The organism is Pseudomonas fragariae (ex Marin et al. 2024) (assembly GCF_059621105.1).
Genome location: NZ_CM184369.1, coordinates 3436844 through 3453265, shown reverse-complemented (window position 1 = coordinate 3453265; position 16422 = coordinate 3436844). Strand labels below are relative to the sequence as shown.

Genomic DNA, 16422 nt, shown 5'->3' with positions numbered 1-16422 from the left:
TCGATCATGGGATCAGCGATTACAGACGTTGCGGCGCTGCCACCAGCCTTGCACTTGAAGGGTATCAGCAAGCGCTTTGGCGTCACCCAGGCGCTGGACGGCGTCAACCTGCGGGTCGAGGCCGGAACGATTCACGGGCTGGTGGGGGAAAACGGGGCGGGCAAGTCGACCCTGATCAAGGTTCTCGCCGGTATTCATCGTGCCGATGCCGGCCATTTGAGTATTCATGGCCAGCCGTTCGACAATTTCACGCCGCGTCAGGTCGAGGCTGCAGGCGTGCACTTCATTCATCAGGAGCGACTCCTGCCGGGCAGCTTCAGTGTCGGCGAGGCCTTGTTTTTCGGGCAGGAAATCAAGCGTGGCCCCTTCGTCGATCGACGCGCCCAGGAGCGCGAGGCGGCAAGGCTTCTGGACGATTACTTTGCCATGCGCCTGCCCGCCAGGGCGCTGGTACGCGATCTGGACAGCGCCCAGCGGCAAATACTGCAGATCACTCGCGCGTTGCTGGCCAAGCCGAAGGTACTGGTGTTCGACGAGCCGAGTGTGTCACTGGTCAAGCAGGAGGTGGACCGCTTACTGGACATCGTCCGCCGCCTGCGCGATGAAGGACTGACCATTGTCTACATTTCCCACTACTTGCAGGAGATCGAATCGCTGTGTGATCAGGTCACCGTGCTGCGTAACGGACGCGATGTGGCGGTGGTCGATCCGGCTCTCACCAGCACCGCGCAGATCGCCCGGCTGATGGTCAATCGCGAGGTAGGCGAGCAATATTTCCGTGCCCGGACATTACCCGGCGCGCCAGTGCTTCAACTGCGCGGACTGGGGGCAGGGCGCTTCTACGACGGCGTTGACCTGAGCGTGCGGCGTGGTGAAGTGCTGGGCCTGACCGGGCTGGTCGGCTCGGGTGCCAAGGAGCTGCTCAAGAGTCTGTTCGGGCTGCTCAAGCCGGATCGCGGTGAATTGCTCTTGAACGGTCAGCGGTTGCAGCTGAAATCACCGCGTGACGCGGTACGCCATGGCATCGCGCTGGTCCCCGAGGAGCGCCGCACACACGGCGTGGCACCGGCGCTTTCGGTGCTGGAGAACATCACCCTGGCCAGCCTGGGGCGCTTCAGCCGCTGGGGATTGCTCGACGCTGCGGCGCAGGCCGGGGAAAGCCAACAGCTGATCGATGAACTGGCAATCAAGACCTCAGGCCATGATGCGCCGGTGCACGCGCTCAGCGGTGGCAACCAGCAGAAGGTTGCGCTGGGCAAATGGCTGAGCCGCCATTCGACGTTATACCTGCTGGACGAGCCCAGCGTCGGTGTCGATATCGGCGCCAAGGTGGAAATCTACCGGTTGATAGCCCGGCTTGCCGAGGGCGGCGCAGCGGTGCTGGTGCTGTCGTCGGACTTGCCGGAGCTGATCGGCATCACTCAGCGCATTGTGGTCCTGCACAGAGGGCGCGTTGCAGGCGAATTCGACTCATTGAACACCGACAGCGACCAGTTGCTGGCCTGCGCCACGGGCGCCACTGAAAGCGACCATGACAGCCAATCATTCCCTGCGGAGGCCCTCTATGTCCGCGCTTGATCTATCCGTTGCGCAGGCTGGCGATCCAGCGCAACGCTGGCTCGTGCAACTGGCGCAGCGCGGTTCGTTGCTGGTATTTCTGGCGATTCTGCTCGGCTTTGCCATCAGTGCGCCGAACTTTCTCAGCCTTGGCAACATCAGCAATGTGTTCGCCCAGTCAGCAACGCTCGGCATACTCGCGCTGGGCCTGACCTGTGTGGTCATCGGTGGTGGTTCCAATGTGGTCAGTGGCGGCCTGGACCTGTCGCTGGCGGCCAATCTCGGTCTGTGTGCGGCCGTTTACAGCAGCCTGAACAACGCCGGGTTCGATGCCTGGCAAGCGATTGGCCTGACGCTCGGCTGCGGCCTGCTGGTCGGCGCGTTCAACGGTCTGGCGGTGGTGTTTTTACGCTTGCCGCCGTTACTGGCAACGCTGGCGAGCATGAACCTGATTGCCGGCCTGGAGCTGGTGCTGACCCAGAACACTGTGCTGGCGACCGATTCTGCGTTGCTGGACAGCCTGGCGTCCGGCATCTGGCTGGGTGTTCCGGCGTTGGCCTGGGTGCTGCTGGGTGTCGCGGCGGTGTTGTGGCTGTTGATTCAGCACAGCGCGTTCGGCCTGCGTCTGTACGCCATCGGCGAATACCCGCAAGCAGCCGAGGCTGCCGGGTTGAATCTGCGGCGCTATGTGTTCGCCAGCTACCTGATTGCCGGCGGATGCGCCGCCATTGCCGCGTTCTGTTCCGCAGCGTTTTTCAGCGGCAGCACGACCGGTTCCGGTGACATGCTGCTGTCAGTGGTGGCTATCGCCTTTCTCGGCGTGGTGTTTTCGCGGCGTCTGACCGCGAACATTCCCGGCACCCTGTTGGCGACGCTGCTGCTGGGCTTTCTGATCAATGGCTTTCAATTGCTGAACATTTCCAGCTTCTGGGTCAACGGCGTGCAAGGCGTGTTGATTCTGCTGGTGGTGGCATTTTCCGGGGCATTCGGCCGCCGGGAGGGTGAACAATGAGTACGCTGACCCTGAGTACCTCTTCGACGCTGATAAAGGTTCTGCCGCGCCTGTTGCCAGCGGTGCTGCCGCTGTTGGTGCTGGTCATCCTGCTGTTTTTCGCGATCAATGCACCGGGCTTTCTGAGTTGGGGCAACCTGTCGAGTCTGGTGCTGAACAACTTCGTGTTGTTGGCCATCGTGGCGATCGGCATGACCTGGGCTGTTGCGGCTGGCGGTATCGATCTGTCGGTGGGCACGGCGCTGGACTTTGCCAGCCTGGGTTTTGTGGTCACCCTGAATGGTGGTCATGGTCTGGGCGCGGCCGTTGCGGTGGCTATGCTGGCAGGGGGCATCGCCGGGGCGTTCAACGCAATGCTGATCGCCGGGCTGCGTATTTCGCCGTTTCTGGCGACCCTGGGGACGCTGTTTATCGGTACCAGCGTGCAGCAGTTGTTATCCGACGGTGGCCAGCCGATCTATATCGCTCAGGGCGCGTTGCCGGGTATCAGCGCTGTGTTGATCCTCGGCGTGCCATTGCCGCTGCTGGTGGTCGGCGTGCTGGCAGCGCTTTACGGGCTGATCCTGGCGCGCGGACGTCTGGGGCGGGAAATCCTTGCGCTGGGCACGCAGCCGCAACTGGCGTATTACTCGGGCTTGCCCACGCGACGCATTGCCATGCAGGTGTTTTTCGCCAGCGCGCTGGCCTGTGCGGTGGCGGGTATCCTGCTCAGCTCTACGGTCAATGCCTACGTACCGATGTCGGGCAACGCTTACCTGATCAATGCCATCGGCGCCGTGTTCATCGGTACGACACTCAGTCGTCAAGGGCGTCCGAATATTCCGGGCACACTTTTGGGTGTGCTGTTCATCAACGTGATCGCCAATGGCCTGTTGTTGATCGGCTGGAACTTCTATTGGCAGCAGGTTGCGACCGGGGCACTGATCTTTCTGGTGCTGGCGTTCAGTTTCACCAGTCGCCACCTGCTGCGTAACGCGGCGTAAGTGCTCCTTACGCGTTGCCTTTACCGCTGCCGATCTGCCAGACAAACGGCGGCTCGGTGCCGTTGATGCGCCAGTCACCGACAATGCGCGCCTTGTAGATCAGCGGATTGTGCGAGGCGGCTGTGCGCGCATTGCGCCAGTGGCGGTCCAGCGCCTTGTTGACGCTGACACCTGAAGCGCCTAGTGCGTTGAACAGATCGCTGGCAGCGCGCAGCACCAGTTCCGAGACGATCACCTGGGCCTTGGCGGTTTCGATTTCGGCGGCGATATTGGCGTCTTTTTCCCGTTGTGGGTCATTGCCGAAGCGCGCCACGTAGGCACGCTGCAACGGCTCGGCGGAGCGCAGCGTTGCGGCCTCGGCGGCATAGACCTGGGCAGCGATCTGACCGACTACTTGCTGCACTTGTGAGTCCTGGCTGACGCTCCCGGCGTTGCCATGGCTGAAGACACGTTTGCGATCGCGCACTTCCTGAGCGATGTCGCGTTCGACGGCTCGACCGATACCGGCCAGCACCGCCAGCAGCACCAATTGATAAAACGCGGTCTGGTATTTGAAGCGTTGCTCGAACGGTATGACGTGGGTGGCCGGCAGCGGTACGTTGTCGTAGACCGAGGTGCCGCTGCCGGTGGTGCGCTGGCCGAACCCGTCCCAGTCATCACTGTGACGCACGCCGGCATGCCTGGCGTCGACCACCGCGATCACATCGGCGCCGGTATCGGAGCGCTGGGCATAGACGTCGATCCAGTCGGCAAAGATGCTGCCGGTGCTGTAGTACTTGGTGCCGTTGAGCACGAAACCATCGCCTTGCGGGCTGACCTTGGTCATCACATCGCCGATTTTCACCGCGCCGACTTCGGTCCAGCCGTTACCCACCAGATCCCCGGCGACAAAGCGTGCAAACCATTGGTCACGGTCAGCGCCGGGCGGTGCATTCAGACGGTCCTCGACAAAGGCGAAGTGCGCACGCAGGGCTTGCGGAATGTTCGAATCGGCTTCGGCCAGCTCGATCAGCAGTTGAAACAGCTGGCTGATCGAAGCACCTGCACCGCCATATTCGATAGGCACACGCACAGCGCCGAAACCGGCTTTCTGCAGCCAGGCAATCGGTTCATGGGGCAGGGCGCGGGCTTTTTCGCGTTCGACGCTGCCAGCGCCGATCTCACGGAAGATCGGGCGAAATCGGTTGGCCAGGGTTTCGTAATCGGTCCCCAGCGAGAGCGGGTTCGAGCCGGTTGTTTGAGTCATGCAGTACTCCTGAGCGCGAAGACATCGGCACACGGGCCGGTGGAAGGTTCGTCGGACTCTTTGCATGCTTTGTGCCTGAATGTAACTGACTGATTTTAATGATTTATTTGTGGGGCGATGGTTTTCTTGTTGATCAGCCAACAGTGGCATGACTGCTGGTTGGCAAATCCCACCGCGTCGTCAGCCACGTCGGCAGCTCGTCAGCCCTGAAATACCTGTGTCTGCGCTGGATGCGCTGCGAGTGCGCCGCTGTTCGGCCAGCAACAGCGTTCGAACATTTTGCGCTGCAGGGTGCGGCTATTCATGTGGATTGCTTCGCAACTTATTGCTTTTAAAGGTAAATATTTTTAGGCACGGGCTGTGCAGTGTTCAGGGTCAAGCGTGTTGAGTGTTTTCAACCTGTCGCCAACGAGCAGGAGCCTGTCCATGAGTTTCCCTTCCTCCCTTGCAACTGCCGCACCTCCCGCAGCGCACGTCATTGGCTCGGACGCCGAAGCCATTGAAGTAGCCAGGGCACTGGCGGGTCGCTTCGCTGAAGAAGCTTCAGTGCGTGATCGCGAACGGCGTCTGCCAGTCGCCGAGCTGGATGAGTTCTCCGCCAGCGGCCTGTGGGCCATTACCGTACCCAAGGCCTACGGCGGTGCGGGCGTTTCCTATGTCACCGTCGCGGAAGTGATCAAGCTCATTTCTGCCGCCGACCCGTCACTCGGGCAAATCCCGCAGAACCATCTGGGCGTGCTCGATATTCTCTTGCAGACCGGCACCGAGGCGCAGAAGCGCTACTACTTCGGCAAGGCGCTGGCCGGCTACCGCTTCGGCAATGCGTTCTCCGAGTCGAAAAGCAAGAACGCCGGCGCCTTTCAGACCCGGATTCGCTTCGAGGGCGAGTACGCGGTGCTGGACGGCGAAAAGTTCTACTGCACCGGTGCCCTGTTCGCGCACATCGTGCCGGTTTCCGGCGTCAACGAGCAGAATCAGGCGTTCATCGCCTTCGTCGAGCGCGACAACCCGGGCCTGACCATCATCGATAACTGGGACGGTTTCGGGCAGCGCACCACGGCCAGTGGCGGGGCGGTGTTAAAGGCCGTTCGCGTACCCTCGAGTGCGGTGATCCCGGCGCATCGCGCTTTCGACGAACCGACGGCCAATGGGCCGATTTCGCAGATCATTCAGGCGGCGGTGGACACTGGCATTGCTCACGGCGCGTTCGAGGAAACCCTGAAGCATGCCCGGCTGGCCCGCCCATGGATCGACAGCAAGCAGGATTTCGGCTGGCAGGACCCGTTCAGTATTGCCGCCATCGGCGACTTGCAGTGGCGGCTGCACGGTACCGACGCGATCCTCGCCAAAGCCGGGCAGGCCATCGACCATGCCCTGGCCGAACCCAGTGAGGCCAGCGTCGCACAGGCCTCGGTGATCGTCGCCCAGGCCAAGGTGCTGTCGGCGCAGATTGCCTTGCTCGCCAGCAGCCAGCTGTTCGAACTGGCCGGCACCCGCTCGGTGCCCGGCAAACTCAATCTGGACCGTTACTGGCGCAACGCGCGGACCCACACGCTGCATGACCCGGCGCGCTGGAAATACCACCTGATCGGCAATCAGGTGCTCAACGGTATCGCACCGCCACGTCACGCCTGGAACTGATCAAGGAGTACGCCCATGACGCATCCCGCAATTACCGCACAACTGGCGGTCGCCACCGAAGACCTCGATCAGGCGCGCCAGGGCCTGCAAGACACCCTCGATTACCTGCGTGAGCATGGTCGGCCGTGGTCGCTCAGTGGCCTGCAGCGCATCATCGATGAGCCCTACGTGATCAGCAAGGTCGGGGATCTGCAGATTCGTCTGGACGTCGCCGCCGCGCTGCTGGAGCGCGCCCGGCGGCTGGACGGTTCGGCCGAGCAACGCCTGATCGCCAGCAGCGAAGCGGTCATTGCCAGCGCCGATGCTTTGCAGGCGGTGGGCAATATTCAATACGAATTGACCGGGCAGCGCCCGTCATTGTCAGCCCCGGCCGGTCGCGAGCCGCTGCGCTGGCACTATCAGGTTATCGGCAATCAACGCCTCAACGGCGTGGTTCCGCCACAGCTTCAGGAGTAAGTGTATGTCCCGCCAAATCCGCCTCAACGCGTTTGACATGAACTGCGTCGGACATCAATCGCCGGGCCTCTGGGCGCATCCGCGCGACCGCTCCTGGCAGTACAAGGACCTCGAATACTGGACCGATCTGGCGAAAATCCTCGAGCGCGGCAAGTTCGATGGGTTGTTCATTGCCGATGTGCTGGGCATTTATGACGTGTATCGCGGCAACGGCGAGGCGGCGATTCGCCAGGCCACCCAGGTGCCGGTCAATGACCCGTTGCAGCTCATCCCGCCCATGGCGCTGGTGACCGAGCACCTGGGCTTCGGTGTGACGGCGTCGCTGTCGTTCGAACATCCCTATCCGTTTGCCCGTCGCCTGTCGACGCTGGATCACCTGACCAAGGGGCGCGCAGGCTGGAATATCGTCACCTCGTATCTGGAAAGCGGCGCGAAGAACCTGGGCCAGAAAACCCTTACCGAACACGACGCGCGTTACGACTACGCAGAGGAGTATCTGGAGGTTTGTTACAAACTCTGGGAAGGCAGTTGGGAAGACGGCGCGATTCTGCGTGACCGGGAGCGCCGTGTATTCAGTGATCCGAGCAAAATCCATGAGATTCGCCATGTCGGCAAACACTTCCAGGTGCCTGGCATCCACTTGTGCGAGCCGTCGCCGCAACGCACGCCTGTGCTCTATCAGGCTGGCGCGTCAAGCCGCGGCAGGCAGTTCGCCGCCGAGCACGCCGAATGCGTTTTCGTTGCAGCGCCCTCGAAAGTGCTGCTGAAAAAGACCGTGGCCGATATCCGCCGGCGCACCGCAGAGGCTGGCCGCGACCCGTCCAAGGTGCTGATTTTCAATTTGCAGACGGTGATCCTCGGCGAGACGGATGCCAAGGCCAGGGCCAAATTCGAGGAATACAAAAGCTGGGTCAGTTATGAGGGCGCAATGGCCTTGATTTCCGGCTGGACCGGTATCGACTTCAGCCAGTTCAAGCCCGACGAACCCCTGCGCCACGTTCACACCAATGCCATTCAGTCGGCCGTCGAGACCTTTTCCACGGCAGACCCGAACACGATATGGACGCCGCGGGCACTGGCCGATTGGGTCGGAATCGGTGGCTTCGGCCCGCTGTTTGTCGGCAGCCCGGAAACCGTGGCCGACCTATTGCAGGAGTGGGTTGAAGAAACCGACGTCGATGGATTCAACCTGGCTTACGCACTGACCCATGAAACCTTCATCGATGCGGTCGAGCTGTTGGTGCCGGAGCTCCAGAAGCGCGGCGTCTACAAGACCGAATACGCCAAGGGCACGTTGCGCGAGAAGCTGTTTGGCGACGGGCCACGCCTGGAAGCAGGGCATCCGGGTGCCGGATTCCGCGACCTGGCTGCGCTGCATCGCAACCGGCAGACGGAGAGTGCCTGAAATGTGATGACTGTCGTCGCGCAGGCGGCGCGGCGTAGATTCTTGACGCGGAGCGTCACGACAGGCATTCCACTGGAGCGTAAGGAACGATCGTCCTGTAACTATCGTACCCATGCTGCGCACAGCACCGGTCACAACTCCAGCTTGTAACCCACCCCGTACAGCGACTGGATCGGGTCCTGACCCGGGCAGGTCTGTTCCAGTTTGCGGCGCAGGTTGCGGATGTGGCTGTCCACGGTGCGGTCGGTCACTACGCGGTGATCCGAGTAGAGCCTGTCCAGCAAGTGGTCACGGGAGAAGACCCGGCCCGGTGAGCGGGCAAAGGTAGCCAGCAGACGCAGTTCCACCGGGGTCAGGTCCAGGGTGACCCCGTTGAACGAGGCCTGGTAATGCGCTTCGTCCACCTGCAAACCTTTGGGCGTGTGCGGCTCGCTGGAAGAGCTCCGACGCAGAATGGCTTTGACGCGAGCGACCATCTCTCGTGGGCTGAACGGTTTGCAGATATAGTCGTCGGCACCGAGGTCCAGGCCCAGCAACCGGTCGATTTCCTCGACGCGTGCGGTGATCATGACAATGGGCACATCGCTGAAGCTGCGCAGTTCCTTGCAGATGTCCATGCCATCGCGGCCAGGCAGCATGATGTCGAGCAGGATCAGTTGTGGCGCGTTCGCTCTGACAGCAGGCACAACGTCCAGCCCGTTACTCAGGCAGTGTGTCGAATAGCCGGCCGCGATCAGGTAGTCGCGCATCAGCGACGCCAGCTTGGGCTCATCTTCGACAATGAGAATCGGTGTGTCGAGGCTGGCAGCGGTCATGGGCGCAGGTGTCCTGGCAGGCACAGGGTCAGCCAGAGGCCGCCTGTGGGCGAGTGGTCGGCGCTCAGGGTGCCGCCGTGGGCGAGGGCGATGCTGTGACAGATCGCCAACCCCAGACCCGCACCGCCGCTGGCGCGGTTACGCGAGGTTTCACCGCGATAGAAGCGTTCGAACAGTCTGGGCAATTGCTGCGGGTCGACGCCGGGTCCGGAATCCATCACATCGACGCGCACCTCATCGCCCTGCAAAGCGGCACGCACATGCACTGTCCCCCCGGCATCGGTGTAGCGCACCGAGTTTTCCAGAAGGTTGCCGATCAATTGCTGCAGGCGCCCTGGGTCTGCATGCACCGGCAGAGCTCCGCCAGCAAGCTCCAACTGCAAATGCAACTGACGGGCTGCGCAACGCTCTTCGAACATGTCAGTGATATTCGTCAGCAGCTCCGCCAGGTCACAGTCGACCTTGCGGTAGGTCAGGGCGCCCACATCCGCCAGGGACAGCTCATACAGATCATCCACCAGCTTGCTGAGCATGCCGACTTCGCCCTGCAGGGACTTCATCGATGCCTGATCCAGTGTGCGCACGCCATCCTCGATGGCTTCCAGTTCGCCACGCAAGACCGACAGCGGGGTGCGCAGCTCATGGGACACATCGGCCATGAATTCGCGGCGCATCTTCTCATTGCGTTCCAGGGTGTACGCCAGCTGGTTGAAGTCGCGCGCCAGTTGACCCACCTCGTCGTTGGAGGACACCGCCACGCGGCTGGCGTATTCACCTGCGGCGAGGCGATGGGTTGCTGCGGCCACCCGCTTGACCGGATCAAGCAGGGTGCGCGCGATCCACCAGGCAATCAGCACCGCCAGCAGCAGTGACAGCACGCCCATCGCCAGGCTGGCGCGCAACTGGTACTGCTGAAAGCGCTCGCCACCGGCTTCGCTGACACTTTGAAAGGGCGTGACCGCCATCCAGCCAACGACGTTGCCGTCGACTTCCACCGGGCGCATGAATTCATCGTCATGGACCCCTGGAAAGCCCATCACCAGGTTCTTCTGCGCATCCAGCAGCGCGATCCGGAACACCGCGCCGGTCAAGTCGGAAGTAGGCGGTGTCGCCAGCCCGGGGATGGCGAAATCCTGTGCCGGTTCCGGGCGCATCACTTCGAACCAGCGATCCTTGTTGTCACGCATGAATTCCCAACTGCCTTCGCGTGCATAGGCAGCGGCCAACCGCGGCAGGACCGGCGACATGCGTTGCATGGCCTGTTCGTTGAGGTAGCCCAGAAAGCCGCGGGCAAAACTCCAGTTCGCGGTCAGGCCCATGATCAGGATCACTGACAGCACGCTGGCCAGTACCGCGACAAACAGTTTGGTGGAGATGCTCGATTTCATGAAGGCCCGGGTTTTACGTGAAGACGGCGTCCATTTAGGCCTTCGTGACAGCAAGTTTCAAGTCAACGCGGCAATCTTCAATTTTCCTGCACATTTGCCTCGCACTCTGACGTCAGGCTTTCGCCACAACGTCCTGAGGCAATCATGTCGAGCAAGATTTTCGCCAAATACCTGATGACTTTGACCTTTGTCATCTACGCAGCCCTTATCGGTCTTCTGAGCGGTTGTTCTGACGGTGATTCGCCGCCTGCTGCGGAGAAACCGAGCGTGTCGGTGGTCACCGTCAAACCGCGCAGCCAGTCGCTGACCACCGAGCTGGCGGGGCGCACCAAAGCGTTCATGGTTGCCGAGATACGGCCCCAGGTCAGCGGCATCGTGCAGCAGCGACTGTTCGTCGAAGGTGCCGAAATCAAAGCCGGTCAGCCGTTGTACCAACTCGACAGTGCGACCTACCAGGCGGCTCTGGCAGAATCGCAGGCCACGCTCGCCAAGTCCCGTGCCACGCTCAAGTCCGCACAGGCCACCGCCAAACGCGATGTGCAGTTGGCCAAGATCGACGCCATCAGCCAGCAGGATAAAGAAGACGCCGAGGCCAGCCTGCTGACTGCCGCCGCCGAGGTGAAAGTGGCGGAGGCCGATGTGCAGACCGCACGCATCAATCTGGCCTACACACGGATTACCGCGCCCATCAGCGGCCGCATCGAGACCTCGACCGTGACCCCCGGTGCATTGGTGGTGGCCCAGCAGGACACCGCGCTGACCACGGTTCAGCAGCTCGACCCGATTTATGTCGATGTCACCCAGTCCACCACCGAGTTGCTGCGTCTCAAGCGCGACCTGGCCAGCGGCAAGCTGCAAACCAACAGCGACGGGGAAGCCCGCATCACCCTCAAGCTGGATGACGGCAGCACCTACAACCAGGATGGCCGCCTGCAATTCAGCGGCGTCAGCGTCAATGAAGGCACCGGCACCGTGACGCTGCGTGCCAGCTTTGCCAACCCAGAACGGCTGTTGCTGCCCGGCATGTACGTGGTGGCGGTGCTGGAACAGGCGCAGGATCAGAATGCGATCCTGATACCGCAAAAGGCCGTCACCCGCAGTGCCAGTGGCCAGACCACGGTGTTGCTGGTGGTTGACGGCAAGATCGAGCAGCGGGTGATCAGCGTCGACCGCACGGTGGGCAACCAGTGGTGGGTGAGCAGCGGGCTCAAGGCCAATGATCAGGTGGTGGTCGAAGGCGGGCAGAAAACCCCGGTCGGCACCGAGGTGAGCGTGCAGAACGCTGACAACGCCGATTCGCCAGCGCCTGGCGCGTCGGCTACTGCCGCTACCGTGAAGGAGGGCTGAACATGGCTCGTTTCTTCATCGATCGGCCCATCTTCGCCTGGGTCATTGCCATCTGCATCATGTTCGCCGGCGGGCTGTCCATCAGCCAGCTGCCCCTTGAGCAATACCCCGATATCGCGCCGCCGACGGTAAAAATCTCCGCCACCTACACTGGCGCATCGGCCAAGACCGTCGAAGACTCCGTCACGCAGGTCATCGAGCAGCAGATGAAGGGGCTGGACCGGCTGACTTACATGTCCGCCTCCAGCAGCTCTGCGGGCAGTGCGAGCATCAGCCTGACCTTCGCCGCAGGCACCGACCCTGATGTGGCGCAGATGCAGGTGCAGAACAAGTTGCAGCAGGCCGAATCGCGCCTGCCGCAAAGCGTGCAGAGTGAAGGCTTGACGGTGACCAAGGGCAGTTCCGACTTCCTGATGCTGGTCGCCCTTGCCTCCGACAACGAAAGCGTCACCGGCACGCAGATTGGTGATTACATTTCCAGCACGCTGCTCGATCAACTGAGCCGTGTGGATGGTGTCGGCGACGTGCAGACCCTGGGTTCGGGGTACGCGATGCGTATCTGGCTGGACCCGGCCAGGATGGAAAAGTATTCGCTGATGCCCTCCGACATCAGCTCGGCCCTGGAGGCGCAGAACACCGAGGTCTCGGCAGGCCAGTTGGGGGCCTTGCCCGCGGTTGAAGGTCAGCAACTGAATGCGACCATCAGCGCCCGCAGCAAGCTGCAGACGCCCGAGCAGTTCGAGAACGTGGTCGTCAAATCTTCCAGTGACGGCGCTGTTGTGCTCTTGCGCGATGTGGCACGGGTGGAGTTGGGCAGCGAGAGCTATGACATCAACTCGGCGCTCAATGGCCGGCCGGCTGCCGCAATGGGTATTCAACTGGCGTCAGGTGCAAACGCGCTGAGTGTTGGCGAAGCGATCAAGGCCAAACTCAAGGAACTGGAACCGTTCTACCCCGCGCAAATGCAGCTGAAAACAGTCATTGCCTATGACACGACGCCATTCGTGAGCCTGTCGATCAAGGAGGTGGTGAAGTCGCTGGGTGAGGCGATCGCGTTGGTGGTGCTGATCATGTTTCTGTTCATGCAGAACCTGCGTGCCACGCTGATTCCGGCGATTACCGTGCCGGTGGTGCTGCTGGGCACGTTCGGCGTGCTGGCGCTGTTCGGCTATTCGATCAACACCCTGACCATGTTCGCGATGGTCCTGGCCATCGGCCTGCTGGTCGACGATGCCATTGTGGTGGTGGAAAACGTCGAGCGGGTCATGGGCGAAGAGCACCTGAGCCCGCTGGAAGCGACCCGCAAATCAATGGACGAAATCACCAGCGCGCTGATCGGTATCGCGTTGGTGCTGAGCGCCGTGTTCATTCCGATGGCCTTTTTCAGCGGTTCCACCGGGATTATCTACCGGCAGTTTTCGGTGACCATCGTTTCGGCCATGCTGCTTTCGGTGCTGGTTGCAATGACCCTGACGCCGGCGTTGTGCGCAACGATGCTCAAAGCCTCGGATGCGCAACTGCATGCAAAACGGGGTGGCTTTTTCGGCTGGTTCAACCGCACGTTCGACCGCAGTGCCGACCGCTATCAGCGAGGCGTGAGCGGAGTCATCGAACATCGCGTAAAGGGGCTGCTGGTGTATGCGCTGGTGCTGGTGGTCATGGCGGTGGGTTACGTCAGCCTGCCCACATCGTTTTTGCCGGATGAAGACCAGGGCGCACTGATGGCGCAGATCCAGCTGCCGGTGGGCGCTACCGACAGCCGTACACAGGCGGTGATGCGGCAGTTCGAGGCTTACATGCTCAAACAGCCGGAAGTCGAGGCGTTGATCAGTATTTCCGGGCTGGGGATGGGCGGTAACAGTCAGAACACCGCCAGGGCGTTCATCAAGCTCAAGGACTGGAGCGAGCGGTCCGGCAAGGAGCAGGGTGCGGCGCAGGTAGCACAGCGCGCGACGCTGGCCCTGGCGAGCATCGGCGACGCCAGCGTGTTTGTCATGCAGCCTCCTGCGGTACGCGGCCTGGGGCAGAGTTCGGGGTTCGACGTGCAACTCAAGGACCTTGGCGGGGTGGGGCATGAGGCACTGGTGGCGGCACGCGAGCAGTTTATCGAGCTGGCGAGAAAGGACTCGAGCATGCTGGGCGTGCGCAGCAACGGCCTGGACGACACTCCGCAGTTGAAAGTGACCATCGACGACCGCAAGGCCGGTGCACTGAGCCTGTCCACCAGCGACATCAACTCGACCCTGTCCACAGCGCTGGGCGGCAGCTACATCAATGACTTCCTCAATCAGGGGCGAGTGAAGAAAGTCTACGTGCAGGGCGAGGCCGCTTCGCGCATGCAATCAGCCGATCTGGACCATTGGTTCGTGCGCAACAGCAATGACGAAATGGTCCCGTTCTCGTCGTTCGCCAGCAGCAGCTGGAGCTACGGTTCGCCCCTGCTGGAGCGTTACAACGGCAGCTCGTCACTTGAGGTGGTGGGCGATCCTGCGCCAGGTGTCAGCTCGGGTACCGCGATGGATGCCGTTGAAGCCATCATCAAGCAACTTCCCGAAGGCATCGGTTACGAGTGGACCGGGCAGTCCTATCAACTGCGCCTGTCCGGCTCCCAGGCGCCGATGCTCTACGCCATTTCCGTGTTGTTCGTGTTTCTCTGTCTGGCCGCCTTGTACGAGAGCTGGTCGGTGCCGTTCTCGGTCATGCTTGTGGTGCCGCTGGGTGTGGTCGGCGCGGTACTGGCGACGCGGATCAGTGGCTTGAGCAATGACGTGTACTTCCAGGTGGGCTTGCTGACCACGGTGGGCCTGGCGGCGAAAAACGCGATCCTGATCGTCGAGTTCGCCAAGCATCTTCAGGAACAGGGCAAAAGCCTGCATGAAGCGACCCTTCTTGCCGCCCGGCAACGGCTGCGTCCGATTCTGATGACTTCACTGGCGTTCATGTTCGGTGTGCTGCCGCTGGCCCTCAGCAGCGGTGCAGGCTCGGCCGGACGTAATGCGATCGGCACGGGCGTACTGGGCGGCATGTTCAGCGCCACCGTGCTGGGGATTTTCCTGGTGCCGCTGTTCTTCGTCGAAGTACGTCGCCGCTTCAGTCGTTCGTCAGGCAATGATCCGGCGGCTCAACCCACATCTACAGGTGAAGCATGATGCGTCTTTTCTGGCCTTCGCTGGCCGTCACGGCGCTGCTTGCGGGCTGCGTCAATCTGGCCCCGGACTATCAGCGCCCTGAAGCGCCGGTCTCAAGCCAATGGCTGCCGGGGACGGCTGGCCAACCGGCCGCGTCGGGCAGCGTGCCCACGGACGTCGAATGGCAGAATTTTTTCATCGATAACCGCCTGGTGCGCCTGCAGACCCTGGCGCTGGTGAATAACCGCGACCTGCGCCTGGCCAGCCTCAACGTCGAGAAAGCGCAGGCGCAATATCGCATCGAGCGGGCGGCGAGCCTGCCGACCATTGATGCCAGTGGCAGCGGCACGCATACACGCACGCCGTCATCGACCTCGATGACCGGAAAGTCGTCGATCAGCCACGAGTACAGCGCGCAGTTGGGCTTGAGCAGCTATGAGCTGGATGTGTTCGGGCGTATCCAGAACCTTCAGGACGAAGCGCTCGAGGATTACCTGGCGTTGACCGAAACCCGGCGCAGCACGCAGATCAGCCTGATCGCCGAAGTGGCGACCGGCTGGCTGACCCTGGCCGCCGACAACCAGCTTCTGAAACTCGCCGAAGACACGCTGGCCAGTCAGCAGAAAAGCTACGAGCTGACCAGAAGCAGCCATGCGCTGGGCGGTTCTTCCGGACTGGAAGTGGCTCAGGCGCAGACAACGGTCGAATCGGCGAGGGGCGATGTCGCGCAATATAAAAGCCAGATTCTTCAGGACCGTAACGCCTTGCGCTTGCTGGTCGGCAGCGATCTACCGGAGGAACTGCTGCCCAATGCCGACATGCAGTCGGTGGCGCAATTGGTGCAGGTGCCGGATGGCCTGCCTTCCAGCCTCCTGCAACGTCGCCCGGACGTGCTGAGCGCCGAGCACACACTCAAAGCCGCGAACATTGATATCGGTGCCGCGCGTGCGGCGTTCTTCCCCAGTATCACCCTGACTGCCAGTGCAGGCTCTTCCAGCACCAGCCTGTCAGGCCTGTTCAAGTCCGGAACCGGCGCGTGGAGCTTTGCGCCAAGTATCAGCGTGCCGATTTTCGATGGCGGCGCCAATCGGGCCACGCTGGACTTGGCCAAGGTCGAGAACCAGATCCAGATTCAGACCTATCAGCAGACGATCCAGACCGCATTCAAGGAAGTGGCCGATGCCTTGGCGGTGCGCAGCACGCTGGATGAGCGGCTTGCCGCGCAGCAGGCCTACACCGATGCCAGCCGCAGAAGCTACGAACTGGCCGACGCCCTGTACCGCGGCGGATCGCAGAGTTATCTGGAGGCGCTCGAGTCGCAACGCTCGCTTTACAGTGCCGAGCAGGACCTGATTTCCCTGCGTCTCACAGAGCAGAGCAACCGCGTCACGCTCTACAAGGTCATGGGCGGCGGATGGAATCGGTGATGGTTTTTTTCTACTGG

At 61.9% G+C, this 16422-nt stretch carries 12 protein-coding genes; 9 read left to right on the top strand and 3 right to left on the bottom strand.

Annotated features, from left to right (window positions below; genetic code table 11):
• Nucleotides 1-6: 6 nt before the first annotated feature.
• The 3 genes from AC54XV_RS14780 to AC54XV_RS14770 are packed head-to-tail and all read left to right on the top strand — an operon-like array spanning nt 7 to nt 3552.
• Nucleotides 7-1578: a sugar ABC transporter ATP-binding protein gene (locus AC54XV_RS14780; RefSeq protein WP_058398275.1), complete on the top strand. Its 1572-nt coding sequence runs from the start codon at nt 7-9 to the stop codon at nt 1576-1578.
• Nucleotides 1565-2569, top strand: a complete 1005-nt coding sequence (locus tag AC54XV_RS14775; protein WP_024642721.1) for an ABC transporter permease — start codon at nt 1565-1567, stop codon at nt 2567-2569. The genes AC54XV_RS14780 and AC54XV_RS14775 overlap by 14 nt, the downstream gene beginning before the upstream one ends.
• Nucleotides 2566-3552, top strand: coding sequence for an ABC transporter permease (locus AC54XV_RS14770; protein WP_024642722.1), 987 nt, complete (start codon nt 2566-2568; stop codon nt 3550-3552). Before AC54XV_RS14775 ends, AC54XV_RS14770 begins: the two co-directional genes overlap by 4 nt.
• 7 nt (nt 3553-3559) lie before the next feature.
• Here the strand turns inward: AC54XV_RS14770 and AC54XV_RS14765 are convergent, their stop codons facing one another.
• Nucleotides 3560-4798 carry an acyl-CoA dehydrogenase family protein gene (locus AC54XV_RS14765; protein ID WP_024642723.1) on the bottom strand — a complete coding sequence of 413 codons (1239 nt, stop codon included), beginning with the start codon at nt 4796-4798 and terminating at the stop codon, nt 3560-3562.
• 426 nt (nt 4799-5224) lie between these two features.
• Between AC54XV_RS14765 and AC54XV_RS14760 the strand changes: the two genes are divergently transcribed.
• Genes AC54XV_RS14760 through AC54XV_RS14750 form a run of 3 tightly spaced genes read left to right on the top strand, consistent with a single transcriptional unit; the run spans nt 5225 to nt 8300 of the window.
• Entirely contained in the window at nt 5225-6439 is a 1215-nt protein-coding gene (locus AC54XV_RS14760) for an SfnB family sulfur acquisition oxidoreductase (RefSeq protein ID WP_024642724.1), read from the top strand.
• 15 nt (nt 6440-6454) lie between these two features.
• A complete protein-coding gene (locus AC54XV_RS14755; RefSeq protein ID WP_003400904.1) occupies nt 6455-6895 on the top strand; it encodes an acyl-CoA dehydrogenase family protein in 441 nt (146 codons plus the stop codon).
• Nucleotides 6896-6899: 4 nt separating this feature from the next.
• Nucleotides 6900-8300, top strand: a complete 1401-nt coding sequence (locus AC54XV_RS14750; RefSeq protein ID WP_058398276.1) for an LLM class flavin-dependent oxidoreductase — start codon at nt 6900-6902, stop codon at nt 8298-8300.
• A gap of 131 nt (nt 8301-8431) precedes the next feature.
• Here the strand turns inward: AC54XV_RS14750 and AC54XV_RS14745 are convergent, their stop codons facing one another.
• Both AC54XV_RS14745 and baeS read right to left on the bottom strand, forming a co-directional pair.
• Nucleotides 8432-9115 carry a response regulator gene (locus AC54XV_RS14745; protein WP_058398277.1) on the bottom strand — a complete coding sequence of 228 codons (684 nt, stop codon included), beginning with the start codon at nt 9113-9115 and terminating at the stop codon, nt 8432-8434.
• Nucleotides 9112-10503: a sensor histidine kinase efflux regulator BaeS gene (baeS, locus tag AC54XV_RS14740; RefSeq protein WP_003400907.1), complete on the bottom strand. Its 1392-nt coding sequence runs from the start codon at nt 10501-10503 to the stop codon at nt 9112-9114. The genes AC54XV_RS14745 and baeS overlap by 4 nt, the downstream gene beginning before the upstream one ends.
• 144 nt (nt 10504-10647) lie before the next feature.
• On the opposite strand from baeS, the gene AC54XV_RS14735 reads away from it, so the two are divergent.
• Genes AC54XV_RS14735 through AC54XV_RS14725 form a run of 3 tightly spaced genes read left to right on the top strand, consistent with a single transcriptional unit; the run spans nt 10648 to nt 16405 of the window.
• Nucleotides 10648-11850, top strand: coding sequence for an efflux RND transporter periplasmic adaptor subunit (locus AC54XV_RS14735; RefSeq protein WP_058398278.1), 1203 nt, complete (start codon nt 10648-10650; stop codon nt 11848-11850).
• A gap of 2 nt (nt 11851-11852) precedes the next feature.
• The gene (locus AC54XV_RS14730; RefSeq protein ID WP_058398279.1) at nt 11853-14999 is read left to right on the top strand and encodes an efflux RND transporter permease subunit; all 3147 of its coding nucleotides are present in this window, start codon (nt 11853-11855) and stop codon (nt 14997-14999) included.
• A complete protein-coding gene (locus AC54XV_RS14725; RefSeq protein WP_496718954.1) occupies nt 14999-16405 on the top strand; it encodes an efflux transporter outer membrane subunit in 1407 nt (468 codons plus the stop codon). Before AC54XV_RS14730 ends, AC54XV_RS14725 begins: the two co-directional genes overlap by 1 nt.
• Nucleotides 16406-16422 lie beyond the last annotated feature (17 nt).

Excerpts from the sequence above, each read along its gene's own strand:
- AC54XV_RS14765 (WP_024642723.1), bottom strand. The coding sequence starts at position 4,798 with ATGACTCAAACAACCGGCTCGAACCCGCTCTCGCTGGGGACCGATTAC.
- AC54XV_RS14770 (WP_024642722.1), top strand. The coding sequence starts at position 2,566 with ATGAGTACGCTGACCCTGAGTACCTCTTCGACGCTGATAAAGGTTCTG.
- AC54XV_RS14735 (WP_058398278.1), top strand. The coding sequence starts at position 10,648 with ATGTCGAGCAAGATTTTCGCCAAATACCTGATGACTTTGACCTTTGTC.
- AC54XV_RS14725 (WP_496718954.1), top strand. The coding sequence starts at position 14,999 with ATGCGTCTTTTCTGGCCTTCGCTGGCCGTCACGGCGCTGCTTGCGGGC.
- baeS (WP_003400907.1), bottom strand. The coding sequence starts at position 10,503 with ATGAAATCGAGCATCTCCACCAAACTGTTTGTCGCGGTACTGGCCAGC.
- AC54XV_RS14760 (WP_024642724.1), top strand. The coding sequence starts at position 5,225 with ATGAGTTTCCCTTCCTCCCTTGCAACTGCCGCACCTCCCGCAGCGCAC.
- AC54XV_RS14775 (WP_024642721.1), top strand. The coding sequence starts at position 1,565 with ATGTCCGCGCTTGATCTATCCGTTGCGCAGGCTGGCGATCCAGCGCAA.
- AC54XV_RS14780 (WP_058398275.1), top strand. The coding sequence starts at position 7 with ATGGGATCAGCGATTACAGACGTTGCGGCGCTGCCACCAGCCTTGCAC.
- AC54XV_RS14755 (WP_003400904.1), top strand. The coding sequence starts at position 6,455 with ATGACGCATCCCGCAATTACCGCACAACTGGCGGTCGCCACCGAAGAC.
- AC54XV_RS14750 (WP_058398276.1), top strand. The coding sequence starts at position 6,900 with ATGTCCCGCCAAATCCGCCTCAACGCGTTTGACATGAACTGCGTCGGA.
- AC54XV_RS14745 (WP_058398277.1), bottom strand. The coding sequence starts at position 9,115 with ATGACCGCTGCCAGCCTCGACACACCGATTCTCATTGTCGAAGATGAG.
- AC54XV_RS14730 (WP_058398279.1), top strand. The coding sequence starts at position 11,853 with ATGGCTCGTTTCTTCATCGATCGGCCCATCTTCGCCTGGGTCATTGCC.